Raw genomic sequence first — 26,623 nt, 5'->3', positions numbered from 1 at the left:
CCGGCCCGTCGCGCTCGACGTGACGGTCGCGCGGTCTGTCCGGAATGCGCAATAAGTCGGGAGAGGGCGGGGGTCAGCGGCCCTTGCGCAGGGCGGGGGTGCCGGCGGCGACGGTGGCGGGGTGGACGAAGAGCGGCAGCAGCCGACGTGAGGCCGGGGTGCGCAGCGCCTTGACGGCGGCGAGGTGGGCTTCGCACCGCAGGACGAGCTCGAGGTAGGCCGGCTCACCCATGAGCTCGACGAGCTCGGCGCGGTTGCTGCGGTAGACCGGCTCGGCGCCGACGTGGGCGTCGGGGTTGCCGGAGCAGTACCAGTCGAGCTCGTGCCCGCCAGGTCCCCAGCCGCGACGGTCGTACTCGCCGATCGACACCTCGAGGTAGCTCGTCTCGTCGGTTCGCTCGACCGTGCGGAAGGTCCGGCGGATCGGCAGCTGCCAGCAGACGTCCGGCTTCTGCGTGTGGGGGGCCTCGCCGGTGAGCACGGCGTGCTGGTGCAGCGCGCACCCGGCGCCGGCGGGGAAGCCCGGGCGGTTGAGGAAGATGCAGGCGCCGTCGACGACCTTGGTCTTGCGGGAGCCGTCCTCGTCCTCGGTCCACGCCGAGACCTTGGTCGGGTTCTTGCGGTCGGGCCGCAGCTGCCACTCGTCCTCGCCCAGCTCCTTGACGACGGCCGCCACTCGGGCCAGGTCGGCGTCGTCGGAGAAGTGGGCGCCGAGGGTGCAGCAGCCGTCGTCGGGGCGCTCGGCGTAGATGCCCTCGCACCCCGAGCCGAAGATGCACGTCCAGCGCGAGGTCAGCCAAGTGAGGTCGCACCGGAAGCGCTGCGCGGGGTCGGCGGGGTCGGGGAACTCGACCCAGGTCCGGGGGATGTCCAGCGGGGTCTCGGCCACCGGGTCACCCTATGCCGCCGCTGCCGACTACCGTGGACTCATGCGGCTCGGGGTGATCGACGTGGGTTCGAACACCGTGCACCTCCTCGTCGTGGACGCCCACACGGGAGCGCAGCCTCTGCCCGCGAGCTCGCACAAGCGCGAGCTCCGGCTCTCCGAGCACGTCACCGACACGGGCGCGATCGCGGACTCGGGTCGCGACCAGCTCTGCGAGTTCGTCCTCGAGTGCCTGTCCGTCGCCGAGGACCAGGGCGTCGAGGACCTCATGGGGTTCGTCACGAGCGCCATCCGCGAGGCCCCCAACGGCGACGCCGTCTTCGCCGAGGTCAAGGACCGGACCGGCGTCCTCCTCGAGACCCTGGCCGGGGCGGACGAGGCCCGGCTGACCTTCCTCGCGGCCCGACGGTGGCTGGGCTGGTCGGCCGGCACCCTGCTCGTCGCCGACATCGGCGGCGGCTCGCTCGAGATCGCCCAGGGCATGGACGAGGACCCCGACGTCGCCATCTCGCTCCCGCTCGGCGCCGGTCGGGTGACGCGCGACCACCTCGAGGGCGACCCTCCCGGGGTCGCGGCGGTCCGCGCCGCCCGCAAACATGTCCGGGCCACCATCGCCCGTGAGCTGCGGCCCCTCGCCCGGGCCGCGACGCCCGATCGCGTCGTCGGCACGTCGAAGACGATGCGCTCGCTCGCCCGCGTCACCGGCGCGGCACCCAGCTCCGAGGGCATGTATGCCGCCCGCTTCCTCGAGCGCGCCGCTCTCGACACCGTCCTGCCCCAGATCGCCGCGATGACGGCCGCACAGCGCACCGCGCTGCCCGGCGTCTCGACCTCCCGGGCCCGTCAGCTGCTCGCCGGCGGCATCGTCGCCTCGGCCACCATGGACCTCCTCGGGGTGGACCGTCTCGAGATCTGCCCCTGGGCCCTGCGCGAGGGCATCATCCTGCGCAGGCTCGACGGAATGCACTGATGCCGCACGGTGACGCCGTGGCCGTCCCCGACATCCCGGTCGCCCTCTCCACCGCCTCGGTCTACCCCGAGAACTGCGCGGCGGCGTTCCAGTACGCCGACCGCATGGGCTACGACGCCGTCGAGGTCATGGTGTGGACCGACCCGGTGACCCAGGAGGCAGGCGCGCTGCGAGCGCTCTCCGAGCTGCACGGCATACCCATCGTGTCGATCCACGCGCCCACGCTGCTCATCAGCCAGCGGATCTTCGGCGTCGAGCCGTGGGGCAAGGTCGACCGGTCCCTCGACCTCGCGCACGAGGTGGGCGCGACGACCGTCGTGCTCCACCCGCCGTTCCGGTGGCAGAAGGAGTACGCGCGCGACTTCACCGACGGCATCGCGACGCGCGAGCACGACTCGGGCATCACGATCGCCGTCGAGAACATGTACCCGTGGCGGGTCGGCAACCGGGTCATCGAGGCCTACCTGCCGCACTGGGACCCGGTGCCCCAGCCCTACGACCACGTCACTCTCGACCTGTCGCACACCGCGACCGCCGGATCGGACGCGCTGGAGATGGTGGCCGCCCTCGGCCCGCGACTCACGCACCTCCACCTCGCCGACGGGGTAGGCTCGATGAAGGACGAGCACCTCGTCCCGGGTCGTGGCTCCCAGCCGTGCGCCGCGGTGCTGGACGCGTTGGTGCTCGGCGGGTTCGCGGGGTCGGTGGTCGTCGAGATCTCGACCCGGCGGATGGCCGCCGAGCAGCGCGAGATGGCGCTCGTCGAGTCGCTGGCGTTCTGCCGGCTGCACCTGGCCTCGGCGCTGGAGGTCGAGGAGGACGCCTGACCCCCCCGCGACTTATTGCGCATTCCGACCCAGCGCGCCGGACTGATGGCGCGTTGTGGTCGGGGCGGCTGGCCGTGTTGCGCAATCAGTCGCGCGGCGGGGGACGGAATGCGCAATAAGTCGGGGGGAGGGCGGGGGTGCGGGTCTAGGTTCGTCCCATGGCCATGGCCATGGCGAAGGCCGCCGACGCGATCGTCGTGGACCACCTCCGGGTGGTCCGAGGCGACCGCGTCGTGCTCGGGGACCTCAGCGTCCACGTCCCCACGGGCGAGGTCGTGGGCCTGCTCGGCCCGAGCGGGGGCGGCAAGTCCACCCTGATGCGGGCGATCGTCGGCGTCCAGCGGGTCGAGTCGGGGCAGGTCACCGTCCTCGGCGAGCCCGCCGGGTCACCCGGCCTCCGTCGCCGGGTCGGCTACGTCACCCAGTCGCCCAGCGTCTACGCGGACCTGTCCGTGCGCCACAACCTCGCCTACTTCGCCACGGTCCTCGGTGCCGACTGGGACGCCGTGGACCGGGCGATCGAGTCGGTCGACCTCACCAGCCACGCCGACGCGCGCGTCGGGCGCCTGTCCGGCGGCCAGCAGTCGCGGGTCTCGCTCGCCGCGGCCCTCGTCGGCGACCCCGAGGTCCTCGTCCTCGACGAGCCGACCGTCGGGCTCGACCCGGTGCTCCGCCGCGACCTCTGGGGCCTCTTCCGGCGCCTCGCCCACGAGCAGGGCCGCACCCTGCTCGTGTCGAGCCACGTCATGGACGAGGCGACCCGGTGCGACCGGCTGCTCCTGCTGCGCGAGGGCGAGATCCTCAGCGACTCCACCCTCCCGGAGCTGCTCACCCGCACCGGGGCCGCCGACGCCGAGCACGCCTTCCTCAGCCTCGTGGACGACGCCGCACGCTGGGGAGGTGGGCGGCCGTGAGCCCCCGCCTCACCATCGCCACCGCCACGCGCATCCTGCGCCAGCTGCGCGCCGACCACCGCACCATCGCGATGATGCTCGTCGTCCCGTGCGTCCTCCTCGGCCTGCTCGCCTGGATCTTCGACGGCACGCCCGTCTTCGACCGGATCGGGGCGGCCCTGCTCGGCGTCTTCCCGTTCGTCGTGATGTTCATCGTCACGAGCGTGGCGACCCTGCGCGAGCGCGCCTCGGGCACGTTGGAACGGCTCCTCACGACGCCGCTGGGAAAGGGCGACTTCATGCTCGGCTACGCGATGGCGTTCGGCTTCATGGCGATCGTGCAGGCGCTCGTCGCCACCGCCTTCGCCGTCTGGGTCTGCGACCTCGACGTGGCGGGACCGACGTGGCTGCTCGTCGTGGTCGCGCTCTGCGACGCGCTGCTCGGGACCGCGCTGGGGCTGTTCGTCAGCGGGTTCGCGTCGACCGAGTTCCAGGCGGTGCAGTTCATGCCGGCCCTCGTGCTCCCGCAGTTCCTCCTGTGCGGCCTCCTCGTCCCCCGCGACGGCCTGCCGCCCGTGCTCTCGGCCGTCTCGGACTGGCTCCCGCTGTCGTATGCCGTGGACGCGATGCGCACCATCGCTGCGGTCCCGGAGCCGCTGGGTGAGGTCTCTCGTGACCTCGCGGTGATCGTCGGCGCGATCGTCGTCGCCCTGGGGCTGGGCAGCCTCACCCTGCGCCGGCGCACGCCCTGAGCGCCCCGAGCGCGGGGAGCGCCCGCGGCATACGCCGTCCGCGGAGCGGATAGCCTGACGTGCGTGGATGCCTCAGACCTCCTTCGCGGAACCCTCCTGCACCTGTCCGACTCGTCGATGGTCCGCACGACCATCGAGAAGGCGCCGGTGAGCCGGGCCGTCGTCCAGCGCTACGTGCCGGGCACGGGGGTCGCCGACGCCGTCGAGGCGTCCGCTCGGCTGCGGGCCACGAACCGCATGGTGACCATCGACTACCTCGGGGAGGACACCCTCGACGCGGGTCAGGCCGCCCACACCGTCGACACCTACGTCGGCCTGCTGCGTGCCCTCAAGGCCCGCGACCTCTCGCAGTTCGGCGCCGCCGAGGTGAGCGTCAAGCTCAGCGCCGTCGGCCAGTCGCTGCCCCAGGACGGCGAGCAGATCGCCCTCGACAACGCCCGGACCATCTGCGAGGCGGCCGAGGACGCCGGCACGACCGTGACGCTCGACATGGAGGACCACACGACGACGGACTCGACGCTGTCGATCCTCGCCGAGCTCCGCAGCGACTTCCCCGAGACCGGGGCCGTGCTCCAGTCCTACCTGCACCGCACCGAGTCCGACTGCCGCGACCTCGCCACCGCGGGCAGCCGGGTCCGGCTGTGCAAGGGCGCGTACAAGGAGCCCGCCTCGGTCGCGTACCAGGACGCCGAGGACGTCGACCTGTCCTACGTCCGCTGCCTCAAGGTCCTCATGGCCGGCGAGGGCTACCCGATGGTCGCGAGCCACGACCCGCGCCTCATCGACATCGCCCGGGCGCTGGCCAGCCGCCAGGGCCGCGAGCCCGACTCGTACGAGTTCCAGATGCTCTACGGCATCCGCCCGGACGAGCAGACCCGGATCGCCGACCGCGGGCACCAGATGCGCGTCTACGTGCCGTTCGGCGAGGAGTGGTACGGCTACCTCATGCGCCGGATGGCCGAGCGCCCCGCCAACCTCACGTTCTTCCTGCGCAGCCTCGTCTCCAAGGGCTGAGCGTCACCGAGGGCTGACCCCAGGGCGACGGTGAACCCGAGCGCGGTGAAGACGTCGGCCATGGCGTCGATGTCGGCGCACGGCAGCATGGGGACGACCCGGACGGACACGGCCTCACTGTCCCACGCGCGGGGCAATAGGCTCCAGCCATGGGAATGGTCGCGATCTTCGGTGCGGGTGTCATGGGCGAGACGTTGCTCTCGGGGCTGCTGCGAGCCGGCCGGCCGGCGGGCGACCTCCTCATCACCGAGCGCCGGGCCGACCGCGCCGCCGAGCTGACCGAGAAGTACGGCGTGCGCGCGGTGGGCAACGTCGAGGCCGCCACCGAGGCCGACACGCTGGTGCTCGTCGTCAAGCCGCAGGACATGGCCGCGCTCCTCGACGAGATCAGCCCGCACGTCGCCGACGGCAACCTCGTCGTCAGCCTCGCTGCCGGCATCACCACCGAGTTCCTCGAGAGCCGCCTGGCCGAGGGCCGCTCGGTCGTCCGGGTCATGCCCAACACCCCCGCTCTCGTGGACGAGGGCATGGCGGCCGTGAGCGCGGGCCGACACTGCGTGCCCGAGCAGCTCCAGCACGCCATCGAGCTCCTCGCCGCGACCGGCAAGGTCACCGAGGTCCCCGAGAGCCAGCTCGACGCGGTGACGGCGATCTCCGGCAGCGGGCCGGCATACATCTTCTACGTCGTCGAGGCGATGATCGAGGCGGGCGTCGTCCTCGGGATGCCCCGCGCGACGGCCACCGAGCTCGTCACGCAGACCCTCTACGGGGCGGCCACGATGCTGCGCGACACCGGCCAGCACCCGACCGTCCTGCGCGAGCAGGTCACCTCGCCCGGTGGCACGACCGCCGCCGCCCTGCGCGAGCTCGACGACCACAAGGTGCGGGCCGCCTTCATCAGTGCGATGGAGGCTGCCGCGATCCGCTCCAAGGAGCTCTCGGGTGGCTGAGACCACCTCGGCCACCCTGCACGTCGCTCCCGTCACCGAGGACAGCTGGCGCGTCTATCGCGACGTGCGCCTCGCCGCGCTCCTCGACACCCCGCGGGCCTTCGCGAGCACGTATGCCGGTGCCGCGGCTCGCGATGAGAGCGCTTGGCTCGCACTGCTCGGCTCCATGCGGGTCTGGCTCGCCTTCGAGGGGGACCGGCCCGTGGGGGTCATCGCCCTGTCGCGTGACGACGAGCTGCCGAAGGACGAGGCCTACCTCATCCAGATGTGGGTGTCATCCTCCGCGCGTGGCCACGGCGTCGGCGACCTGCTCGTCTCCACCGTGCTCGCCAGTGCAGGCGAGGCCGGGTACTCCCGTGTCCTGCTCGACGTCGGCGAGGAGAACCTGCCGGCCCAGCGCCTCTACGAGCGTCACGGGTTCGAGCGCACCGGCACGACGTGGGACAACCCGCTCTACGGCGGGATCCGCGAGATCGGGTACGCGGTCAGGGTGGACCCGGGTTGCCGCCCCAGCGCGCGGTCGGGGACAGTGGACCCATGAGCGAGATCACCGTGCGCCCGCTGGGCGAAGAGGACTGGAAGCAGTACCGCGAGATCCGGCTGACCGCTCTGCGCGAGTCGCCCGAGGCCTTCGCGGCCACGCTCCAGGAGGAGGAGGCCTTCGACGAGGACTTGTGGCGCCTCCGGATGACGCGCTCCGACCGCCTCGTCGCCGAGCGCGACACGAGCCCGGTCGGCATCGTCAGCGTCGGCGCCTCCTCCGACGACAACCCGCTCACCTCCGAGCTCTTCGGCCTGTGGGTCTCGCCGGAGGCCCGCGGCAGCGGCGTCGCGACGCAGCTGGTGCGCGCGGGAGCGACCCTGGCCCGCGAGCAGGGCCAGCGCCAGCTCACCTACTGGGTGGGCAGCGACAACGGCCGGGCCGTGGCCTTCGCCAGCGGGTTCGGGTTCCGTCCGACGGCCGAGCGCCGCCCGATGCGGGTCAGGAGCGAGGACGACGAGGACGAGGTCGCCATGGTGCTCGCCCTCGTCGGCGACCGGGGTGCGGTCCCGAACGACTTCTGAGCCGGCACTTGCCGCGGCCGGCCCGTCCGAGCCGGCCTACCTCGGCGGCTTGACGGCCAGCACGGGCACGGGTGAGTCCAGCAGCAGCCGCTGCGACGTGCTGCCCATGATGAGCTTGCCGACGGGGCTGCGGCGACGCAGGCCCACGACGAGCAGGTCCGCCCCCACGCGCTCGAGCACGGCGAGCACGGCCTCGGCGGGGTCGACGCCCAGCTCCTGGACGACCTCGTGGTCGACCCCGGCGTAGCGGAGCCGCTCCGCGAGCGGGCCGTCGCCGATGTGGTGGTCGAACTTCGGGTCGAGCAGGGCCTCGCCCTTCGTCGCGTTGACGACGACGAGCCGGGTGCGGCGCAGGGTCGCCTCGGCGACGGCGGCGTCGATGGCGGCCTCGCCGACCGCGTCGGGCGTCCAGGTCACGAGCACGGTCACGGCGACTCCTCGGTCGGGATGCGGCGCCGCAGCGCCTTCTGGATGAGCGGGAGGAAGGCGATGAGGACGATGAGCACGTAGATGACGATCGCGGCCGGCTCGGAGAACAGCGTGCCCCAGTCGCCGGCCGACAGCTGCAGGGCCGTGCGGAGCTGGATCTCGAGCCGTGGGCCGAGGATGACGCCGATGATGAGCGGCAGCACCGGTAGGCCGAAGCGCCGCATCATCAGCCCGATGAGGCCGAAGAAGAGCAGCAGCGCGAGGTCGAACCACTGGAGGTTCACGGCATACGCACCGAGCATCGCGAAGAAGAGGATGCCGGCGTACAGGTAGGGACGCGGGGTGCGCAGCAGCCGGGCCCACACAGGGGCAAGCGGCAGGTTGAGCACGAGGAGCAGCGCGTTGCCGATGAACAGGCTCGCGATGAGCGCCCAGATCAGCTCGGGGTTGTCGTTGAAGAGGTTGGGCCCGGGGTCGAAGCCGAAGTTGATGAACGCTGCGAGCATGACACCGGCGGTGGCGTTGGTCGGCAGTCCCATCGTCAGCAGCGGCACGAGCGTCCCCGCCGCGGAGGCGTTGTTGGCCGCCTCGGGACCGGCGACGCCCTCGATCGCGCCGTTGCCGAACTCCTCGGGGTGCTTCGACAGCTTGCGCTCGGTGACGTACGACAGGAACGTCGGGAGCTCCGCGCCCCCGGCCGGCATCGCCCCGAACGGGAAGCCGTATGCCGTCCCGCGCAGCCAGGGCTTCCACGACCGCTTCCAGTCCTCGCGCCCCATCCACGGCCGGCCGACCGGGATGATCTCGGCCGGACGCCGGCGCAGGTGGGCGGCGACCCAGAGCATCTCGCCGATGGCGAAGATCGCGACCGCGATGACGACGATGTCGACCCCGTCGGCCAGCAGCGGGATGCCCATCGTCATGCGGTTCTGCCCGGTGAGCCCGTCGATGCCGACGAGGCCGATGGCCAGCCCGAGGAAGAGCGAGATGAAGCCGCGCAGTCGGCTCGAGCCGAGCACGGCGGTGACGGCGACGAGCGCGAGCACCATGATCGCGAAGTAGCTCGGGGCGCCGAGCTTGACGGCGAGGTCGGCGACGACCGGGGCGAAGACGACGAGCAGGGCGGTGCCGATGGTGCCGGCGACGAACGATCCGATGGCCGCGGTGGCGAGCGCCTGGGCCGCCCGACCCTTCTTGGCCATGAGGTTGCCCTCGATGGCGGTGATGACCGAGCTGGACTCACCCGGGGTGTTGAGCAGGATCGACGTCGTCGAGCCGCCGTACATGCCGCCGTAGTAGATGCCGGCGAACATGATGAGCGCACCGGCGGGCTCGACGTTGTAGGTGATCGGGAGCAGCAGGGCGATCGACATCGCCGGGCCGATGCCGGGCAGGACGCCGACCGCGGTGCCGAGCAGCACCCCGATGCACGCGAAGAGCAGGTTGATGGGGGTGAGGGCGGTGGAGAACCCGTCGAGGAGCCCGTTGAGCGTGTCCATGGGCGCCCCTCAGAGGATTCCGTCGAGGATGCCGGGCGGGATGGGGACGCCGAGTCCCACGTAGAACGCGTAGAACGACGCGACGCTCAGCACCCCTCCGATGACGAGGTCGCGCACGGGGGTGCGGCTGCCGAGGATGCGGGCGGCTCCCGCGAAGAGGAGCCCGCCGACGATGGCCCAGCCGAGGAGGTCCATGAGGGCGATGGCGGCCGCGACGAGCCCGACGAGCTTGAGCACGGTCACCCAGTCGGGGCGCAGGGTGAGGTCGATGTCCTCGCCCTCCTCCTCGGCTCCCCGGTCGCCGCGCAGGGTCGCGACGGCGAGGAGGCCGGCGAGCACGAGCAGGACGATGCCGACGACGAGCGGGAGGAAGCGGGGGCCGAGCGGGTCGCCGCCGGAGAAGCCGGCCTCGACGTCCCACGTGCTGACCAGCGTGAAGAGCCCGATGGCGGCGAGGACGCCGACGACGACGAACTGGCCGAGGTCGGGACCCCGCTCGGCCCCCCGCTCGGCTCCCGGGGTCGCGCCCGGCTCGGCGACCGGACGGGCGTCGCTGCCGCTCATGAGAGCCCCAGCTCGGCCAGCGTGGTGGCGACGAGCTCGTCCTGCTGCTCGAGGAAGTCGCCGAACTCGGCGCCGGTGACGTAGGCGTCGGTCCACTCGCGGTCCTTGAGCACGGCCTGCCACTCGGGCATGTCGTGCATCGAGCCGATGAGGTCGATGTGCTCCTGCTGGCGGGCCCGGGAGATGCCCGGGGGAGCGATGACGCCGCGCCAGTTGGTGAACTCGAGGTCGACCCCGGACTCCTTGAGGGTGGGTGCGTCGACGAGGTCGAGGCGCTCGGCGCTCGACACCGCGAGGATGCGCAGCTTGCCGGCCTCGACCTCCTGGCTGAACTCGGTCGAGCCGGAGGTGCCGATGTCGACCTTGGAGCCGAGCAGCGCGGACAGGAGGTCACCGCCGCCGTCATACGGCGTGTAGTTCACCCGCGGCGCCGGGATGTCGACGGCTCGCGCGAACTCCATGGGGAAGAGGTGGTCGGGGCCGCCGGGGGACGAGCCACCGCCGACCGTGAGCTTCGAGGGGTCGGCGCTCCAGCGCGCCACGACGTCGTCGATGGTCCGCAGCGGCGAGCTCGCCGGGACGTAGACCGCCTCGGCGTCCTCGATGAGGCGGGCGATCGGCGTGGCCCGGTCGACGGTGGCGTCGGAGCCGTTGGTCCGCACCGCGCCGACGACACCCAGGCCCATCGTCATGAGGAGGTCCTCGGCGGCCTCCTCGTTGAGGAGGCGGGCCATCGCGACGGTGCCGCTCGCGCCCGTGACGTTGAAGACCTCGAAGCGCGAGGTCAGCTCCTTGTCCTCGAGGACCTTGACCGCGGCGCGGCCGGTCTCGTCGTAGCCGCCGCCGGGCCGGTTCGGGATCATCATCCGCAGCCTCGGCGGGCCGCCGGCATCGTTTCTCGTCACGCCACAGGCAGCGAGGAGGGGAAGGGCGAGTGCGGACCCGAGCATGGTCCGTCGAGTCGTCGTGCGGCGCTCCATGGGCACACTCTCCCACGATGTGACCGCCATCACACCCCGGGATCAGGGGCGGGAGGCGAGCCGTTCGAGGAGCTCCGTCGGGCCACTGACGATGAGCGTGTCGTGAGCCGAGACCTTGGTGGAGGGGACGGCATACGTGAAGTCCTCGCCGGGGGCCTTGACCCCGACGATCGTCACCCCGTACTTGCTGCGCAGGGCGCTCTGCGCCAGCGTGAACCCGATCGCCTCGGTGGGCGGGCGCATCTTGACGATCGCGAAGCCGTCGTCGAACTCGATGTAGTCCTGGAGCTTGCCGCCGACGAGGTGGGCGACGCGCCGGCCAGTGTCGGCCTCGGGGCGCACGATGTGCTGGACGCCGATCCGGTCGAGGATGCGGGCGTGCTCCGGCGACGTCGCCTTGGCCCAGATGTCGGGGATGCCGGCGTCGACGAGGTTCGCCGACACGAGCACGGACGCCTCGACCGAGGACCCCACGCCGACGATGGCGATCTTGTAGCGGGAGGCCTTGGCGTCCCGGACCACCTGGGCGTCGGTGGCGTCCGCGTGGATGATCGAGCTGAGCCGTCCGAGAAACCTCTCCGCGAGGAACCCGTCGGTCTCGATGGCGACGACCCGGTGACCGAGGCGGCGCAGCTCGAGGGCCGCGGCCCCACCGAACCGCCCGAGCCCCACGACGAGAACGTCGAGATCGCTGTTCTTGCCTCCCACGCATTCCTCCTGACGACGGACACAACGGGTCGAGGCTAGCCCTCTCCGCACCCTTGCCGGGTAGCGTGCCCGACATGGCTCATCGCACGCGCCTCGTCTGGGACGACGGCTTCACGGCCTACGACTTCGGGCCGACCCATCCGATGGGTCCCGTGCGACTGGCGCTGACGACCCGGCTGGCCGAGGCGCTCGGCGTCCTCGAGGGCGTCGAGGTGGTGAGTCCCGGCATCGCGAGCGACGCTCTGCTGGAGACGGTTCACGACGCGGGCTACGTCGCGGCGGTGCGGGCGGCCTCGGCCGACCCCGACCGGGCCGACGCGCGGCGCGGGCTCGGCACCGAGGACGATCCGGCGTTCGCGGGGATGCACGAGGCGAGCGCGCGGATCGTCCAGGGCACCGTCGACGTCTGCGACGCGGTGTGGCGCGGCGAGGTCGACCACGGCGTCAACTTCTGCGGCGGGCTGCACCACGCGATGGCCACGCACGCCTCCGGCTTCTGCATCTACAACGACATCGCGGTCGGCATCCAGTACCTCCTCGACCACGGTGCGGAGCGGGTGGCCTACGTCGACATCGACGTCCACCACGGCGACGGGGTGGAGCGCATCTTCTGGAACGACCCCCGGGTCCTCACCGTCTCGGTGCACGAGTCCGGTCGCGCGCTCTTCCCGGGGACGGGGTGGCCGGGCGACATCGGCGGTCCGGACGCGCGCGGCACCGCCGTCAACGTCGCACTGCCCCCCGGGACCGGTGACTCCGAGTGGCTGCGGGCCATCGAGTCGGTAGTGCCGCAGGTCGTGGCGGCGTTCGACCCGGACGTGCTCGTCTCCCAGCACGGCTGCGACAGCCACCGCCAGGACCCGCTCGCGCACCTGTCGGTCTCCATCGACGCGCAGCGCCGGGCGCACGAGTGCCTCCACCGGCTCGCCCACGACCACGCGGACGGCAAGTGGGTGGCCCTCGGGGGAGGGGGCTACGAGCTCGTCGACGTCGTGCCCCGGTCGTGGACCCACCTCACGGCCATCGCGGCGCACGCGCCGGTCCCCGTGGCCACGGCCGTGCCGCAGTCCTGGCGCGACCACGTCCTCGAGGTCACGGGCCGCGAGGGCCCCGCGACGATGGGCGACCTCGACCCCGCCGACCTGCCGATCTGGGTGCAGCCGTGGGAGATGGGGCACAACCCCGACCGCCCCGGCGACGCCGCCATCCTCGCCACCCGCCAGGCGGTGTTCCCGCTCCACGGGCTGGACCCGTGGTTCGACTAGTGGCGGATTTCTCCCCACTGCACCGCGTGTCGGCTGGACGTGGGAAAGATTCCGCTCCATCGGCTTCCCCAATGGTCACACCAGCCCCTATGGTTGCTTCTTGCACGCCCGTAGATGACCGCCGGTGGGGAAGCCGGCGATGCGAGTGTGTAGAGATCGAGGTCGCGATGTCGCACGAACGTCTTGCCGAAGTGCGGTTCCTGACCGTCGCCGAGGTGGCCTCGATCATGCGTGTGTCCAAGATGACCGTCTACCGCATGGTGCACGGGGGCGAGCTCCCCGCCGTGCGCGTGGGACGGTCGTTCAGGGTTCCCGAGGACGAGGTGCAGAAGTACCTCCGGGAGTCCTACATGGGCACCGCGTGAGCGAGAAGCTCCACGCGACGAAGGCCGGACCGGCGAGGTCCTTCGTCGCTCCCGGACCCGTTTGGGTGCGCGGCCCGCGCGCCGGTAGGGTTGGCCCCTGACACACGCGCGCCGGTCGGCCGCGCCGGCCGGCCAGCAGCTGCTGGTCCACGTCGTTTCGAACATTTCCAATCAGCAAGGACTGCTCATGGGTTCAGTGATCAAGAAGCGCCGCAAGCGCATGGCGAAGAAGAAGCACCGCAAGTTGCTTCGCAAGACGCGCCACCAGCGTCGCAACAAGAAGTGACGCGTCCCTGACGTGATCGACGGCCCCCGCCATTCGTGGCGGGGGCCGTCGTGTCGGGTCCGGGGCCGCTCGGGCCGGCGTTCTCCGCGGATGCCGTTCTGGGTGTATGCCGGTCCGCACCTTGGGTGCCCGACCGCACCGCGGGTGCCCGACCGCACCGCGGGTGCCCGACCGCGCTGCGGGGTGACCGCGCTCACCACGGGGTGACGCTCCAAGCGTTCCCCGCATCCCGGGACGGCAAGTAGGGTCGGGCACGACACAACCGACGTGAAGAGAGGCAGTGTCCGTGGGCCAGGTGGTGCTCGTGACGGGGGTCTCCCGCTACATCGGGGGCGTGCTCGCCCGCAGGCTCGCGGCCGACCCCTCCGTCGAGAAGGTCATCGGGGTCGACGTCATCCCGCCGCCGCGTGACCTCGGCCGGGCCGAGTTCGTGCGCGCCGACATCCGCAACCCGATGATCGGCAAGGTCATCGCGCAGGGCGACGTCGACACCGTCGTTCACGCCAACGTCATCGCGACGCCGACCTTCGCCGGAGGACGTACTCCGCAGAAGGAGATCAACGTCATCGGCACGATGCAGCTGCTGGCGGCGTGCCAGAAGGCGTCGTCGGTCAAGCGGCTCGTCGTCAAGTCCACCGCTGCGGTCTACGGCTCCACGCCGCGCGACCCCGCGATGTTCACCGAGGAGATGTCGGCCAAGCGGCTGCCCTCCTCGGGCTTCGGCAAGGACTCGATCGAGGTCGAGGGCTACGTGCGCGGCTTCGCCCGGCGTCGCCCGGACGCGGAGATCCTCACGCTGCGCTTCGCCAACATCATCGGTCCGCGCATCCGCACGTCGATCACCGACTACTTCAACCTGCCGGTCATCCCGATCCCGCTCGGCTTCGACGCCCGCCTCCAGTTCTTCCACGAGGACGACGCGATCGCAGCGCTCGTGCGCGGCGTCACCGGGTCGACGACCGGTGTGGTCAACCTCGCCGGCGACGGGGTGCTCACCGTGACGCAGGCCGCGGGTCTCGTCCGCCGCCCGTTCGTCATGGTCCCGATGGCCGCCGCCGGGCCGCTCGGCGGGCTCGGCAAGCGATTCGGCCTCGTCGACTTCAGTCCCGACCAGATGTCCTTCCTCGCGTTCGGGCGGGGCATGGACACGACCGTGATGCGCGAGGGCTTCGGCTTCTCGCCGACGTTCACCACCCGCGCGGCCTTCGAGGACTTCGCCCGCACCGTGACCCCGATCCTGCCCTCGCTCGACGCGGCGACGGCGGCGGTCGGAGGGCTCGTCGGCGCAGCCCAGCAGGTCCTGGGTGTCTCGACGAGGGGGAGGAAGCACTGATGGCGACGACGAGGACGGCGGCAGCGACCGCGACGACGACCAAGGCGAAGGCGGCGAAGGCGTCGCCCGCGAAGACGAGGGCGGCGAAGGCGGCGCCCGCGAAGGCGAAGGCGGCGACCACGCCGGCCAGGGCAGCGAAGGCGGCGAAGGCCCCGGCGAAGCCCAAGGCCCCCAAGGCCTCCCCGACGCCCAAGGCCTCCAAGGCCTCCCCGACGTCCAAGGCCTCCAAGGCCTCCAAGACCTCGACGACGTCCACGGCCCCCGCGGCCACGGCCGCTGTGACGAAGCGTGCCACCTCCGCCCGGCGGACGCCGTCGGTCGCCGCCGGCGCCGCGCGTTCCTCCGGCGAGCGTGCCCGCCGGCGCTCCACCCCGCTGCTGTCCACGTCCTCCACCGATACCTCGCCGGTCGCGACGACGCCCCCGGTGAAGGCCGGGGCGCCTGCGAAGGTGGCACCCGCGCCCCTGGCGGCCGTCACCGACGCACCGGTTCCCGCGGCAACCACCGCGCGCACCGCCCACCGCCCGAGCCCCACGGCGCGCGCGACGGCGACGTCCAAGGCGACCCGGCAGGCCGGCATACGACCGCAGAGCCCCCGCGCAAAGCGCGCCGCGGACGAGGCGGCACGGCGCCACCTGCGCGTGGCCGCCGTCCCGGACCCGACGCCGGCACCGCCCAAGCGGGCACCGTCGCCGGACCCGACCGCAACCCAGACCGACATGGCGCTGCCCGTGCCCGGCATCGAGGAGCTGCTCGGCGCGTCGATCGCCGCGATGCGCATCGCCGCCCTGGGGGCCGGGGTCTCGCCCGAGGAGATCGAGCGCCGGATCGCGTCCGCGCTCGCGTTCCTGCGCCGCCGGATCGAGGGTGACTACTCCGTCGACGAGTTCGGCTACGACGAGCACTTCGCCGAGAACGTCATCTTCCCGCTGCTGCGCCCGATCTACCGGAGCTGGTTCCGGGTCGAGGTCCGCGGGCTCGAGAACATCCCGGCCGAGGGTGGCGCGCTCATCGTCAGCAACCACTCCGGCACCGTCGCGCTCGACTCGCTCATGGTCGCCCAGGCGCTCCACGACGAGCACCCGCAGCACCGGATCATGCGGGCGCTCGGTGCCGACCTCGTCTTCCAGACCCCGTTCATCGGGACGCTCGCCCGCCGGGGTGGCTCGACCCTCGCGGCCGGCTCCGACGTCGAGCGCCTCTTCGCGCAGGGCGAGCTCGTCGGCGTCTTCCCCGAGGGCTTCAAGGGCGTGGGCAAGCCGTTCAGCGAGCGCTACAAGCTGCAGCGCTTCGGTCGGGGCGGGTTCGTCGCGGCCGCGCTCAAGGCCGGCGTGCCGATCATCCCCACGTCCGTCGTCGGTGCCGAGGAGACCTACCCGATCCTCGGGAACATGAAGACCGTCGCCCGGCTGCTCGGCCTGCCCTACGCGCCGATCACGCCGACGTTCCCGCTGCTCGGCCCGCTCGGGCTCATCCCGCTGCCGAGCAAGTGGATCATCGAGTTCGGCGCGCCGATCGAGACCGCGAGCCACGGCTCGGGCGCGGCCGACGACCCGATGCTCGTCTTCGACCTCACCGACCAGGTGCGCGAGACGATCCAGCAGACCCTGTACTCGCTGCTCATGCAGCGCCGCTCCGTCTTCTTCTGACAGGCGACCCGTATGCCGTCCGCCCCCGAACCCCTCGTGCCCGACTCCGTCGAGCCGCGCGTCACCCTCATCGGCAAACCCGGGTGCCACCTGTGCGAGGCCGCGCGGGCGGTCGTCGCCGAGGTCACGGCGGAACTCGGGGAGTCCTTCACCGAGCTGTCGATCCTCGACCGGCCCGACCTCATGGCGCGCTACGCCGAGGAGGTCCCGGTGACGCTCGTCGACGGCCGGCAGCACGACTACTGGCGGGTCGACGCCGCCCGCCTGCGCGCCGCCCTCTCCCGCCCCCGACCACCCTCACGCCCCTGACCCCCCTGCGTCCGCAACCCTGGTCGAGAAGCCGACCACCGTTGCGGACGCTGGCCCGCCCCTGCGTCCGCAACCCTGGTCGAGAAGCCCACCACCTTTGCGTACGCTGGCAGGTCGGGGCAGGTCGGGGCAGGTCGAGCGGGGAAAACGGTTGTGCACGGCGCTTGTACCAGAACGGTGCGGCCACCCCGTCCCGGGGTCGGCTTGTGACTTTGTGCATGGCTTCACAAGTGCGTACGCTGGCCGGGTACCACCACTTCCAGACAGGAGCCGAAGGCCACGTGTCCGCCGACGTCGCAGCCCGCCGGGGCATCCCGGATGCGTCCGTGGCTCGACTTCCCGGCTACCTGCAGGCCCTGACGAACCTCGCCGAGCGCGGCATCAGCTCGGTCAGCTCCGAGGAGCTCGCGGCCGCGGCCGGAGTGAGCTCGGCGAAGCTGCGCAAGGACCTCTCCCACCTCGGCTCCTACGGGGTCCGAGGCGTCGGCTACGAGGTGGACCGCCTCGCCTACGAGATCTCGACCGCCCTCGGCCTCACCCAAGACTGGCCCGTCGCCATCGTGGGGATGGGCAACCTCGGTCGGGCGCTCGCGGCATACAGCGGGTTCGCGACGCGCGGCTTCAACGTCATCGCCCTGCTGGACCGTGACGACAGCCTCGTCGGCACGCCCGTCGGAGACCTGGAGGTCCGGCGCATGGGCGACCTCGACGCCCTCGTGCGCGACGACCGGCTCGCCATCGGGGTCATCGCGACGCCGGCCGACTCCGCCCAGGACGTCGCCGATCGCCTCGTGGGCGCCGGCGTCCGTTCCATCCTCAACTTCGCCCCCTGCGTGCTCGACGTGCCGTCCGACGTCATGGTGCGCAAGGTCGACATGTCCACCGAGCTGCAGATCCTCGCCTTCCACGAGCAGCGCCGCACCGGCGAGCTCGACCTGGCGGCGCAGTCCGGAGTGGAGGGGGTGGCCCTGTGAGCCTCCTCGTCCTGGGCCTGTCCCACCACGGCACCCCGATCGAGCTCCTCGAGGCAGCAGCCCTCGACCAGCAGTCCCGGGGCCGGCTCGAGAACGCCATCGTCGGCTCGGAGCACGTCGTCGAGGCCGTCGTCGTGTCGACCTGCAACCGGACCGAGGTCTACGCCGAGGGAGTGACGTTCCACGGCTCCCTCACGGCGGTCTCCGAGTCGCTCGCCGCCGCCACGGGCGTGCCGCTCACCGAGCTCCAGCCCCACCTCTACGTCCACTACGAGGACCGGGGCATCGCCCACGCGTTCTCCGTCGCCGCCGGCCTCGACTCCATGGCCGTCGGTGAGTCCCAGATCCTCGGCCAGCTGCGCGATGCGCTGAGTCGCGCGCAACGCCGCGGCCACGTCGGGCCGGCGCTCAACACCCTTCTCCAGCAGGCACTCCGGGTCGGCAAGCGCGTCCACACCGAGACCGGGATCGACGACGTGAGCCGGTCCCTCGTCAGCGCCGGCCTGGCCCTCGCCGACGTCGTCGTCGGCCCCGTCGCCGGTGCCCACGTCCTCGTCGTCGGTGCCGGTGGCATGGGCGCACTCGCGGCGACGACCGTGACCCAGGCAGGTGCCGGGTCGGTGACCGTCGTCAACCGGGGTCTCGCGCGCGCCGAGCGCCTCGCCGAGCGCGTCGACGGTGTCGCCATCCCGTGGGGCGAGCGCGCGGACGCTCTCAGCGACGCCGACATCGTCATCTCCAGCACCGGCGCGACGGGCGTGGTCGTCACCGCGCGCGACGTCGAGGACGCCCGCCTCGAGCGCGACGGTCGCCCGCAGCTCTTCATCGACCTCGCCCTGCCGCACGACGTCGACATCGCCGTGGCCGACATCGACGGGGTCACCCGGATCGGGCTGGCCGAGCTCGGGGAGATCCTCGGCCAGGCCGGGGACGTTCCGCACGTGCGCGAGGCGCGCGACATCGTCACCGGCGAGGTCGCTGCCTACCTCACCGAACGGTCCGCCGAGGCCGTCGCACCGACGGTTGCCGCCCTGCGCTCCCGCGCCAAGGAGGTCGTCGACGACGAGATGACCCGGCTCGAGCGACGCACGCCCGGACTCGCCGACACCGACCGGGCCGAGGTGCAGCGCGCCGTGCACCGCATCGTCGAGAAGCTGCTCCATGCCCCCACCGTGCGGGTCAAGGAGATGGCCCAGAACGGCCAGGGCGGCAGCTACGCCCGGGCGCTCAGCGAGCTGTTCGACCTGCACCCCCACGACGTCTCGGTCGTCTCGACCCCGCCCGTCCTGCGGTCCGTCGACGACGAGGAGGGGGCCCGGTGACACTGCGCCTCGGCACCCGCCGCTCCGCCCTCGCCACGACGCAGTCGACCTGGGTCGCTGACCGCCTGCGCGCCCTCGGCCACGAGGTCGAGCTCGTCGAGATCACGACGGCCGGCGACCGCGACCGCACGACTCCGCTCGCGACGCTCGGCGGGACAGGAGTCTTCGTCTCGGCGCTGCGCGACGCGCTGCGCGACGGCACCGTCGACCTCGCCGTCCACTCGCTCAAGGACCTCCCCACGACGCCCCAGGACGACCTCGTCGTCGCCGGCATCCCGCAGCGCGAGGACCCCCGCGACGCGCTCGTCGCCCGTGACGGGCTCACTCTCGGCGAGCTGCCCGCCGGGTCGACCGTCGGCACCGGCTCGCCCCGGCGCCGCGCCCAGCTCGAAGCCCTCGGGCTGGGGCTGGAGCTGCGGGAGCTGCGCGGCAACGTCGACACCCGGCTCGCCAAGGTGGCCGACGGCGAGCTCGACGCGGTCGTGCTCGCGCAGGCCGGGCTCTCGCGCCTGTCGCGCACCTCCGTCGTCACCGAGGTGCTCGACCCCATCCAGATGCTGCCCGCGCCCGGCCAGGGCGCCCTCGCCGTCGAGGTCCGCACCGCGGACACCGCCACCCGCGCCGCGGTCGCCGCCCTCGACGACGCCGACACCCGTGCCTGCGTCGTCGCCGAGCGTGCCGTCCTCGCAGAGCTCGAGGCCGGCTGCTCGGCGCCCATCGGCGCCCTCGCCGAGATCGTCCTCGGCGACGACGGCGACGAGTTGTCCCTGCGCGTCGTCGTCGCCAGCATCGACGGCACCGGCGAGCTGCGTCGTTCCGCCACCGGGCTGCCCGCCGACGCCGAGCGCGTCGGCCGTGCGCTCGCCCGACTCCTCATCGAGGACGGCGCTGCCGACCTCGCGCCCTTGACACCGTCCACACCGAACGCCACGGAGCGTGACCAGTGAGCACCACCCGTTCCAGCCGACCCACCACCCCCGCCCGCACCCCCGCCCGAGTCGCCTTCGTCGGCGCCGGCCCCGGGGACGCCGGGCTGATGACGGTGCGCGCCCTCGAGTACCTCGCGGAGGCCGACGCCGTCGTCATCGACCAGATCGCCCGCGAGGAGGTCGTCGAACGCCACGCGCGCGCCGACGTCGAGGTCGTGGACGCCGGTCATGGTGAGCACGGACAACCACTGACCCACGCCTCCCGCTCCAAGCTCGTCGTCCGGGCCGCCAAGGCCCACCCCGGTGGCCTCGTCGTGCGCCTCATGGACGGCGACCCAGCCACCTTCAACGGGCTCGCCGAGGAGGCCGCCGCCTGCGTCAAGGCCGGAGTCCCCTTCGAGGTCGTTCCCGGGGTGAGCTCGGTGAGCGCGGTCCCGACGTATGCCGGTGTCCCCCTCACGACGACCGGCTCGCGCGGGATCCACGTCATCACCGCCGGCCAGAAGCTCAAGGACCTCGCGGTCGCCACCGACCCGTCGGTGACCGTTGTCGTCCTCGGCCAGCCGGACACCCTCGTCGCCACCCTCGAGGCGCTGCGCGAGGCCGGCCGGGCCGGCGAGACCCCCGTGGCCATCACCGAGCGCGGCACGACCGTCGAGCAGGTCACCGTCACGACGACCCTGGCCGAGGTCGCCACCGCGGCGAAGTCGATCCAGTTCCCGGCGCTCGCCGTCGTCGGCGACACGGTCTCGCTGCGCGACAACCTCTCGTGGTTCGAGACCAAGCCGCTCTTCGGCTGGAACGTCCTCGTCCCCCGCACCAAGGACCAGTCGGGGCCGATGGTGCGTCGCCTCGAGCGCTACGGTGCCCGCGCGACCACCGTCCCGACGATCTCGGTCGAGCCGCCGCGCACCCCCCAGCAGATCGAGCGGGCGGTCAAGGGCCTCGTCACCGGTCGCTACGAGTGGGTCGGCTTCACCTCGGTCAACGCCGTCAAGGCGATCCGCGAGAAGTTCGAGGAGTTCGGGCTCGACGCGCGCTCCTTCGCCGGGCTCAAGGTCGCGGCCGTCGGCGGCGTGACCGCGGACGCGCTGCGCGCCTGGGGGATCAACCCCGACCTCGTCCCGCAGGGCGAGCAGTCCGCGAAGGGCCTGCTCGACGAGTGGCCGCCCTTCGACGAGCTGCTCGACCCCATCAACCGGGTCTTCCTGCCCCGCGCCGACATCGCCACCGAGACGCTCGTCGCCGGGCTGCACGACATGGGCTGGGAGGTGGACGACGTCACGGCATACCGCACCGTCCGGGCCGCCCCGCCGGCCGCGCCGATCCGCGACGCGATCAAGAGCGGCAACTACGACGCAGTCGTCTTCACCTCGAGCTCGACCGTGCGCAACCTCGTCGGCATCGCCGGCAAGCCGCACCCGTCGACGGTCATCGCCTGCATCGGGCCGGCCACCGCCAAGACGGCGGAGGAGTGCGGCCTGCGGGTCGACGTCCTCGCGCCAGAGCCGTCGGCCGACCAGCTCGTCGACGCGCTCGCCGACCACGGTCGCTCGCTCGCGCTGGCCGCCGAGGAGTCCGGCGGCGCGGCAGTGCGCCCCAGCCAGAAGCGGCCGACGGCCCGTCGTCGCGCGAAGTGATCGGCCCCCGCCGGTGAACGCCCAGCGTCCGCGCCGCCTCCGACAGTCGGGGGCGGTGCGCCGCCTGGTCGCCGAGACGCGGCTGCACCCGGCCGAGCTCGTCCTGCCCGTCTTCGTCCGGGAGGGCATCGACGAGCCGCAGCCGATCACGGCCATGCCCGGCGTCGTGCAGCACACGCTGGACTCGCTCGTCGCCGAGGCGCACCGCTGCGTCGAGGCCGGTCTCGGCGGGATCATGGTCTTCGGCGTGCCCGCGGCCAAGGACGCCATCGGGTCCGGGGCCGACTCGGACGAGGGCATCCTCAACGTCGCGCTGCGCCGCGTCGTCGACGCCGTCGGCGACGACCTCGTCGTCATGGCCGACCTGTGCCTCGACGAGTTCACCGACCACGGACACTGCGGCGTGCTGGACGCCGACGGCCGGGTGGACAACGACGCGACGCTCGTCCGCTACGCCGACATGGCGCTCGCGCAGGCCCGCGCGGGGGCGCACGCCCTCGGCCTGTCCGGGATGATGGACGGCCAGGTCGCCGCCGTGCGCGAGGCGCTCGACGACGCCGGCTTCACCGACACGATCCTGCTCGCGTATGCCGCGAAGTACACCTCCGCGCTGTACGGCCCGTTCCGCGAGGCGGTCCAGTCCTCGCTCGTCGGGGACCGCGCCACCTACCAGCAGGACCCGGCCAACACGACCGAGGCGCTGCGCGAGATCGAGCTCGACCTCGCCGAGGGCGCCGACATCATCATGGTCAAGCCGGCCCAGCCGCACCTCGACATCGTCGCGCTCGCCGCCCAGACGTCGACGGTGCCGGTCGCGGCATACCAGATCTCGGGGGAGTACGCCCAGATCAAGGCGGCCGCCGAGCGCGGCTGGATCGACGGCGACCGCGCCGTCCTCGAGTCGCTGCTGCACATCCGCCGGGCGGGGGCGCAGATCATCCTCACCTACAGCGCCCTCGACGTCGCGCCCCACCTCTGACCCCCCGGCCCGTTCCGCGACTTGTTGCGCATTCCGGCCCCACCAGCACAACTGATTGCGCCTTCCGTTCACCGAGATGAACGGAAGGCGCAATCAGTCGCACTTCCTGGAACGGAAGCCGCAATCAGTCGCACTTCCTGGAACGGGATGCGCAATCAGTCGCGGGGGGGTCAGGCCTGCTTGGCGAGCTGGACGTCAATGTTGATGGTGATCTTGTCGGAGACGAGCACGCCGCCACCCTCGACCGCGGCGTTCCAGGTGAGGCCCCAGTCCTTGCGGTTGACGGTCGTCGTGGCCTCGAATCCGGCCTTGGTGTTGCCCCACGGGTCCTGGCCGACGCCACCGAACTCGACGTCGAAGGTCACCGGCTTGGTGACGTCCTTGATGGTGAGGTCGCCCGCGAGCGTCGCACCGTCGAAGGAGGTGGAACGGAAGGTCATGGCCGGGAACTGCTCGGCGTCGAAGAAGTCGGCGCTCTTGAGGTGGGTGTCGCGGTCGGGGCTGCCGGTCTCGACCGAGGCGATCTGGGCGGCGACCTCGACGGAGGACTGGGTGACGTCCTCGGCGACCTCGACGGTGCCGGAAACCTCGCGGAAGGTGCCGCGGACCTTGGAGACCATGAGGTGGCGGGCGACGAAACCGACCTCGGTGTGGCTGGCGTCGATCGCCCAGGTGCCGGAGGGGAGCTGGACGGTGGTGCCGGCAGTCGTGGTCATGCGCACTCCTTGAAGAGGTGGGGGTGAGGGTGTCCTGAGGGTCAACACTGGTCGTCTTGTCAATATTTCAACTATCGCGACCTTTCCGGATCGCGCGGAGGTCGGTCGGTCCGGGCCCGCGGAGCGCTAGCATGCGAGCGTGTCCACAGGGGAGAGCGCGGGGGTCCGCTGGCTGTCGCACGGCGAACAGCAGGCGTGGCGGGCCTACCTGCGCGGCCACCGCGAGCTCGAGGTGGCGCTCGAACGCGACCTCGACGCCTTCGGCATGAGCCTGCCCGAGTACGAGCTGCTCTCGATGCTGTCCGAGCAGGACGGGGACCGCGCTCGCATGTCGGTGCTCGCGGACCTCGTCGTGCAGAGCCGGAGTCGGGTGACGCACACCGCGAAGCGCCTCGAGGCGCGCGGCTGGGTCCGACGCGAGCCGACCCCCGAGGACGGCCGGGGGGTGGCCCTGGCGCTGACCCCCGCAGGTCGCCGCACGGTCGAGGCCGCGGCGCCGGTGCACGTCCAGTCCGTGCGCGCCCACTTCGTCGACCTCCTCACCGACGAGCAGGTGGCGAGCGTCCACGACGCGTTCGCGCAGGTACGGGCCCACCTCGTCCCCGGAGCCCGGGCGGACGACGAGATCCACTGAGCGGGACAATGGACGCATGACGTCCAGCCCCGCCAGCCCCGCCGTGCCCGCACCCGACGCCGCCGGCGCCACCGCCGCCCCCGCCTCCGCCGCCCTCCTCGAGCGCGCCACCCGGGTCATCCCCGGTGGGGTGAACTCGCCGGTGCGCGCCTTCCGGGCCGTCGGCGGCACGCCGCGGTTCATCGCCAGCGCCACGGGCCCGTGGCTCACCGACGTGGACGGCCGCCGCTACGTCGACCTCCTCTGCTCGTGGGGGCCGATGATCCTCGGACACGCCCACCCCGACGTCCTCGCCGCCGTCACCGAGGCGGCGGGGCGCGGTTTCTCGTTCGGCACGCCGAGCGAGAACGAGCTGCTCCTCGCCGAGGAGATCGTCCGTCGCGTCGACCCCCTCGAGCAGGTGCGCCTCGTCTCCAGCGGCACCGAGGCGACGATGAGCGCCGTCCGGCTGGCCCGCGGCTTCACCGGCCGCTCGGTCATCGTCAAGTTCGCCGGGTGCTACCACGGCCACGTCGACGCCCTCCTCGCTGCCGCCGGTTCCGGAGTCGCGACCTTGGCGCTGCCCGACTCCGCCGGCGTCCCGCGCGAGATGACGATGGACACCGTCGTCGTCCCCTACAACGACGTCGAGGCGCTCGAGGCCGTCTTCGCCGCACGCGGCAGCGAGATCGCCGCCGTCATCACCGAGGCGGCTGCCGGCAACATGGGGGTCGTCCCGCCCGCCCCCGGCTTCACCGAGGCGTTGCGCCGGGTCACCCGTGACCACGGCGCGCTGCTCATCTCCGACGAGGTCATGACCGGCTTCCGCTGCAGCCCGGCCGGGTGGTTCGGTCTCGAGGGGCCGTATGCCGCCGGCGCACCCGACCTGTTCACCTTCGGCAAGGTCATGGGCGGCGGTTTCCCCGCCGCGGCCTTCGGGGGCACCGCCGAGATCATGAGCCACCTGGCACCGCTGGGCCCGGTCTACCAGGCAGGAACGCTGAGCGGGAACCCCGTCGCCACCGCCGCCGGGCTCGCCACCCTCAAGGGCTGCACCGACGACCTCTACCCGCGGCTCGAGGCGACCGCGCGCACCATCGCCGACGCGGCGAGTGCGGCGCTGGCGGACGAGGGCGTCCCGCACACCGTGCAGTGGGCCGGTTCGATGTTCTCGGTGTTCTTCCGCGGCGCCCCGGTGACGAACTACGACGAGGCCCGCGACCAGGACACCGCGGCATACGGTCGTTTCTTCCACTCCATGCTGGACCAGGGCGTCCACCTGCCGCCGAGCGCGTTCGAGTCCTGGTTCGTCAGCGGCTCGCACGACGACGAGGCGGTCGGCCAGGTCGTCGCGGCTCTGCCCGCCGCGGCCCGCGCCGCCGCCCACGCCGGGTGACCGGGCGCTCAGGTTCGTTTGAGACAATCGGTGCCATGACGCCCTCCCCGACCGCCGACCGCACGGTCGTGCACCTCGTGCGGCACGGGGAGGTCCACAACCCGGACCGGGTCCTCTACGGGCGGCTGCCGGAGTTTCACCTGTCCCCGCTGGGCCGGGAGATGGCCGAGCTGGTCGCGGCGCACCTCGCCGACCACGACGTCACCCACGTCATCTCCAGCCCGCTCGAGCGCGCCCGCGAGACGGCGGCGCCCATCGCGGCCGCCCACGACCTCGAGGTCGAGCTCGACGCGCGGGCCCTCGAGGCCGAGAACGCCTTCGAGGGGCGTGCGGTCGCCGGTGGCAAGGGGATCTTCCGCGACCCGAAGATGTGGAAGCTCATGGTCAACCCGATGCGTCCGTCCTGGGGCGAGCCCTACGTCGACCTCGCGGCTCGGATGCAGGCCGCCGTCGACGACGCGCTCGAGCTCGGCCGGGCCCACGAGGTCGTCATCGTGTCGCACCAGGCCCCGATCTGGATGCTGCGCCTGGCGATCGAGGGCCGCCGCTTCGTCCACGACCCGCGGCGCCGCGAGTGCTCCCTCGCCTCGCTCACCTCGCTGACCTACGTCGGCGACGAGCTCGAGTCGCTCGCCTACAGCGAGCCCGCTGCCGCCCTCCTCCCGCAGGCCCAGGCGGGTGCCGGCGCATGACCCGCAGCCCTTCTCGGTATGCCGTGTCCCGCGCCTTCGTGGCCCTCACCTCCATCGTCGCGCTGCTCGCGCTGGGCGCCTGCTCGTCCGACCCCAACTCCATCGCCGAGCAGGCCAAGAAGGGCGACCAGAAGGGCTACATCGCCGGCAACGGTGCGCTCGAGCAGATCGCGGTCGGCGACCGGCTCAAGCCGATCACCCTCGAAGGCGCCACCCTGGACGGACGGCAGTGGTCGAGCACCTCCGAGCGGGGGAAGCAGGTCGTCGTCGTCAACATGTGGGCCTCGTGGTGCGGGCCGTGCATCAAGGAGATCCCGGACCTGCAGAAGGTCTGGACCGACGTCCAGGCCGCCGGCAAGCCGGTGCAGTTCATGGGGATCAACTTCCGGGAGGGGCCCGAACGCGGAGCGGCCCTCGCCCAGGAGACGAAGATGACCTACCCCAGCCTCACCGACGAGGGCGGCACGCTCATCCTCGCCTTCGGCCGCCAGGCCCCGGTGAACACGCCGTCCACCCTCATCCTCGACCGCGAGGGCCGGGTCGCCGCCCGCGCCAACGGAGTCGTGTCCGCCACGACGCTGCAGGGCCTCATCGACGACGTGCTGAAGTCCTGACCCC

Annotated in this window: 30 protein-coding genes; 23 read left to right on the top strand and 7 right to left on the bottom strand. The window is 72.3% G+C overall.

Features of this window, described 5'->3' with window-relative positions; translation table 11 throughout:
- Window positions 1-73 precede the first annotated feature (73 nt).
- Window positions 74-889: a DUF3109 family protein gene (locus AC3EU2_RS04715; RefSeq protein ID WP_488178568.1), complete on the bottom strand. Its 816-nt coding sequence runs from the start codon at window positions 887-889 to the stop codon at window positions 74-76.
- Between the two features lie 40 nt (window positions 890-929).
- Here AC3EU2_RS04715 and AC3EU2_RS04710 point away from each other — a divergent pair, with 40 nt between their 5' ends.
- The 8 genes from AC3EU2_RS04710 to AC3EU2_RS04675 all read left to right on the top strand — a co-directional run bounded on the left by AC3EU2_RS04710 (window position 930) and on the right by AC3EU2_RS04675 (window position 7,357).
- Window positions 930-1,856, top strand: a complete 927-nt coding sequence (locus AC3EU2_RS04710; protein WP_488179437.1) for a Ppx/GppA family phosphatase — start codon at window positions 930-932, stop codon at window positions 1,854-1,856.
- Window positions 1,856-2,683, top strand: coding sequence for a sugar phosphate isomerase/epimerase family protein (locus tag AC3EU2_RS04705; RefSeq protein ID WP_488178567.1), 828 nt, complete (start codon window positions 1,856-1,858; stop codon window positions 2,681-2,683). Before AC3EU2_RS04710 ends, AC3EU2_RS04705 begins: the two co-directional genes overlap by 1 nt.
- Window positions 2,684-2,841: 158 nt before the next feature.
- Window positions 2,842-3,597 carry an ABC transporter ATP-binding protein gene (locus AC3EU2_RS04700; protein WP_488178566.1) on the top strand — a complete coding sequence of 252 codons (756 nt, stop codon included), beginning with the start codon at window positions 2,842-2,844 and terminating at the stop codon, window positions 3,595-3,597.
- A complete protein-coding gene (locus AC3EU2_RS04695; RefSeq protein ID WP_488178565.1) occupies window positions 3,594-4,328 on the top strand; it encodes an ABC transporter permease in 735 nt (244 codons plus the stop codon). The genes AC3EU2_RS04700 and AC3EU2_RS04695 overlap by 4 nt, the downstream gene beginning before the upstream one ends.
- A 63-nt stretch (window positions 4,329-4,391) precedes the next feature.
- Window positions 4,392-5,342 (top strand): proline dehydrogenase family protein, encoded by a 951-nt coding sequence (locus tag AC3EU2_RS04690; RefSeq protein ID WP_488178564.1) that lies wholly within the window; start codon window positions 4,392-4,394, stop codon window positions 5,340-5,342.
- A 149-nt stretch (window positions 5,343-5,491) separates the two neighbouring features.
- Window positions 5,492-6,292, top strand: coding sequence for a pyrroline-5-carboxylate reductase (proC, locus tag AC3EU2_RS04685; RefSeq protein WP_488178563.1), 801 nt, complete (start codon window positions 5,492-5,494; stop codon window positions 6,290-6,292).
- The gene (locus AC3EU2_RS04680) at window positions 6,285-6,833 is read left to right on the top strand and encodes a GNAT family N-acetyltransferase (RefSeq protein WP_488178562.1); all 549 of its coding nucleotides are present in this window, start codon (window positions 6,285-6,287) and stop codon (window positions 6,831-6,833) included. Before proC ends, AC3EU2_RS04680 begins: the two co-directional genes overlap by 8 nt.
- Window positions 6,830-7,357 carry an N-acetyltransferase family protein gene (locus AC3EU2_RS04675; RefSeq protein ID WP_488178561.1) on the top strand — a complete coding sequence of 176 codons (528 nt, stop codon included), beginning with the start codon at window positions 6,830-6,832 and terminating at the stop codon, window positions 7,355-7,357. Before AC3EU2_RS04680 ends, AC3EU2_RS04675 begins: the two co-directional genes overlap by 4 nt.
- A gap of 36 nt (window positions 7,358-7,393) precedes the next feature.
- On the opposite strand, the gene AC3EU2_RS04670 is transcribed toward AC3EU2_RS04675, so the two are convergent.
- Genes AC3EU2_RS04670 through AC3EU2_RS04650 form a run of 5 tightly spaced genes read right to left on the bottom strand, consistent with a single transcriptional unit; the run spans window position 7,394 to window position 11,537 of the window.
- Window positions 7,394-7,786 carry a universal stress protein gene (locus tag AC3EU2_RS04670; RefSeq protein ID WP_488178560.1) on the bottom strand — a complete coding sequence of 131 codons (393 nt, stop codon included), beginning with the start codon at window positions 7,784-7,786 and terminating at the stop codon, window positions 7,394-7,396.
- Complete coding sequence (locus tag AC3EU2_RS04665; RefSeq protein WP_488178559.1) at window positions 7,783-9,285, bottom strand: tripartite tricarboxylate transporter permease; 1,503 nt, start codon at window positions 9,283-9,285, stop codon at window positions 7,783-7,785. Before AC3EU2_RS04665 ends, AC3EU2_RS04670 begins: the two co-directional genes overlap by 4 nt.
- Before the next feature lie 9 nt (window positions 9,286-9,294).
- Window positions 9,295-9,849 (bottom strand): tripartite tricarboxylate transporter TctB family protein, encoded by a 555-nt coding sequence (locus tag AC3EU2_RS04660; RefSeq protein WP_488178558.1) that lies wholly within the window; start codon window positions 9,847-9,849, stop codon window positions 9,295-9,297.
- Window positions 9,846-10,829, bottom strand: a complete 984-nt coding sequence (locus AC3EU2_RS04655; RefSeq protein ID WP_488178557.1) for a Bug family tripartite tricarboxylate transporter substrate binding protein — start codon at window positions 10,827-10,829, stop codon at window positions 9,846-9,848. Before AC3EU2_RS04655 ends, AC3EU2_RS04660 begins: the two co-directional genes overlap by 4 nt.
- Window positions 10,830-10,871: 42 nt before the next feature.
- A complete protein-coding gene (locus tag AC3EU2_RS04650; RefSeq protein ID WP_488178556.1) occupies window positions 10,872-11,537 on the bottom strand; it encodes a potassium channel family protein in 666 nt (221 codons plus the stop codon).
- 74 nt (window positions 11,538-11,611) lie between these two features.
- Between AC3EU2_RS04650 and AC3EU2_RS04645 the strand changes: the two genes are divergently transcribed.
- From AC3EU2_RS04645 to hemB, 11 genes are all read left to right on the top strand, one after another.
- Window positions 11,612-12,802, top strand: a complete 1,191-nt coding sequence (locus AC3EU2_RS04645) for an acetoin utilization protein AcuC (protein WP_488178555.1) — start codon at window positions 11,612-11,614, stop codon at window positions 12,800-12,802.
- Between the two features lie 167 nt (window positions 12,803-12,969).
- Window positions 12,970-13,167 carry a helix-turn-helix domain-containing protein gene (locus AC3EU2_RS04640; RefSeq protein ID WP_035939493.1) on the top strand — a complete coding sequence of 66 codons (198 nt, stop codon included), beginning with the start codon at window positions 12,970-12,972 and terminating at the stop codon, window positions 13,165-13,167.
- A gap of 187 nt (window positions 13,168-13,354) precedes the next feature.
- Complete coding sequence (locus AC3EU2_RS04635) at window positions 13,355-13,453, top strand: 30S ribosomal protein bS22 (protein ID WP_003792170.1); 99 nt, start codon at window positions 13,355-13,357, stop codon at window positions 13,451-13,453.
- A 286-nt stretch (window positions 13,454-13,739) separates the two neighbouring features.
- The gene (locus tag AC3EU2_RS04630) at window positions 13,740-14,786 is read left to right on the top strand and encodes an NAD-dependent epimerase/dehydratase family protein (protein ID WP_488178554.1); all 1,047 of its coding nucleotides are present in this window, start codon (window positions 13,740-13,742) and stop codon (window positions 14,784-14,786) included.
- On the top strand, window positions 14,786-16,435 hold the full coding sequence (locus AC3EU2_RS04625) for a lysophospholipid acyltransferase family protein (RefSeq protein WP_488178553.1): 1,650 nt from the start codon (window positions 14,786-14,788) through the stop codon (window positions 16,433-16,435). Before AC3EU2_RS04630 ends, AC3EU2_RS04625 begins: the two co-directional genes overlap by 1 nt.
- Before the next feature lie 12 nt (window positions 16,436-16,447).
- Window positions 16,448-16,744, top strand: a complete 297-nt coding sequence (locus AC3EU2_RS04620) for a glutaredoxin family protein (protein WP_488178552.1) — start codon at window positions 16,448-16,450, stop codon at window positions 16,742-16,744.
- Between the two features lie 281 nt (window positions 16,745-17,025).
- Window positions 17,026-17,718 (top strand): redox-sensing transcriptional repressor Rex, encoded by a 693-nt coding sequence (locus tag AC3EU2_RS04615; RefSeq protein WP_488178551.1) that lies wholly within the window; start codon window positions 17,026-17,028, stop codon window positions 17,716-17,718.
- A complete protein-coding gene (locus AC3EU2_RS04610; protein ID WP_488178550.1) occupies window positions 17,715-19,040 on the top strand; it encodes a glutamyl-tRNA reductase in 1,326 nt (441 codons plus the stop codon). Before AC3EU2_RS04615 ends, AC3EU2_RS04610 begins: the two co-directional genes overlap by 4 nt.
- Entirely contained in the window at window positions 19,037-19,987 is a 951-nt protein-coding gene (hemC, locus tag AC3EU2_RS04605; protein WP_488178549.1) for a hydroxymethylbilane synthase, read from the top strand. The genes AC3EU2_RS04610 and hemC overlap by 4 nt, the downstream gene beginning before the upstream one ends.
- Entirely contained in the window at window positions 19,984-21,609 is a 1,626-nt protein-coding gene (locus tag AC3EU2_RS04600; protein WP_488178548.1) for a bifunctional uroporphyrinogen-III C-methyltransferase/uroporphyrinogen-III synthase, read from the top strand. Before hemC ends, AC3EU2_RS04600 begins: the two co-directional genes overlap by 4 nt.
- 13 nt (window positions 21,610-21,622) lie before the next feature.
- Window positions 21,623-22,588, top strand: a complete 966-nt coding sequence (hemB, locus tag AC3EU2_RS04595) for a porphobilinogen synthase (RefSeq protein WP_488178547.1) — start codon at window positions 21,623-21,625, stop codon at window positions 22,586-22,588.
- Between the two features lie 170 nt (window positions 22,589-22,758).
- Here the strand turns inward: hemB and AC3EU2_RS04590 are convergent, their stop codons facing one another.
- A complete protein-coding gene (locus AC3EU2_RS04590) occupies window positions 22,759-23,304 on the bottom strand; it encodes a YceI family protein (RefSeq protein WP_488178546.1) in 546 nt (181 codons plus the stop codon).
- A 139-nt stretch (window positions 23,305-23,443) separates the two neighbouring features.
- On the opposite strand from AC3EU2_RS04590, the gene AC3EU2_RS04585 reads away from it, so the two are divergent.
- Genes AC3EU2_RS04585 through AC3EU2_RS04570 form a run of 4 tightly spaced genes read left to right on the top strand, consistent with a single transcriptional unit; the run spans window position 23,444 to window position 26,619 of the window.
- Entirely contained in the window at window positions 23,444-23,938 is a 495-nt protein-coding gene (locus AC3EU2_RS04585; protein ID WP_488178545.1) for a MarR family winged helix-turn-helix transcriptional regulator, read from the top strand.
- Window positions 23,939-23,954: 16 nt separating this feature from the next.
- Window positions 23,955-25,313 carry a glutamate-1-semialdehyde 2,1-aminomutase gene (gene hemL, locus AC3EU2_RS04580; protein WP_488178544.1) on the top strand — a complete coding sequence of 453 codons (1,359 nt, stop codon included), beginning with the start codon at window positions 23,955-23,957 and terminating at the stop codon, window positions 25,311-25,313.
- A 35-nt stretch (window positions 25,314-25,348) separates the two neighbouring features.
- Entirely contained in the window at window positions 25,349-26,005 is a 657-nt protein-coding gene (locus AC3EU2_RS04575; RefSeq protein ID WP_488178543.1) for a histidine phosphatase family protein, read from the top strand.
- On the top strand, window positions 26,002-26,619 hold the full coding sequence (locus tag AC3EU2_RS04570) for a TlpA family protein disulfide reductase (RefSeq protein WP_488178542.1): 618 nt from the start codon (window positions 26,002-26,004) through the stop codon (window positions 26,617-26,619). Before AC3EU2_RS04575 ends, AC3EU2_RS04570 begins: the two co-directional genes overlap by 4 nt.
- Window positions 26,620-26,623: the final 4 nt, after the last annotated feature.

It is taken from the genome of Knoellia sp. B-D-2 (genome assembly GCF_057714695.1).
This window is presented reverse-complemented; position numbering and strand designations above follow the sequence as displayed.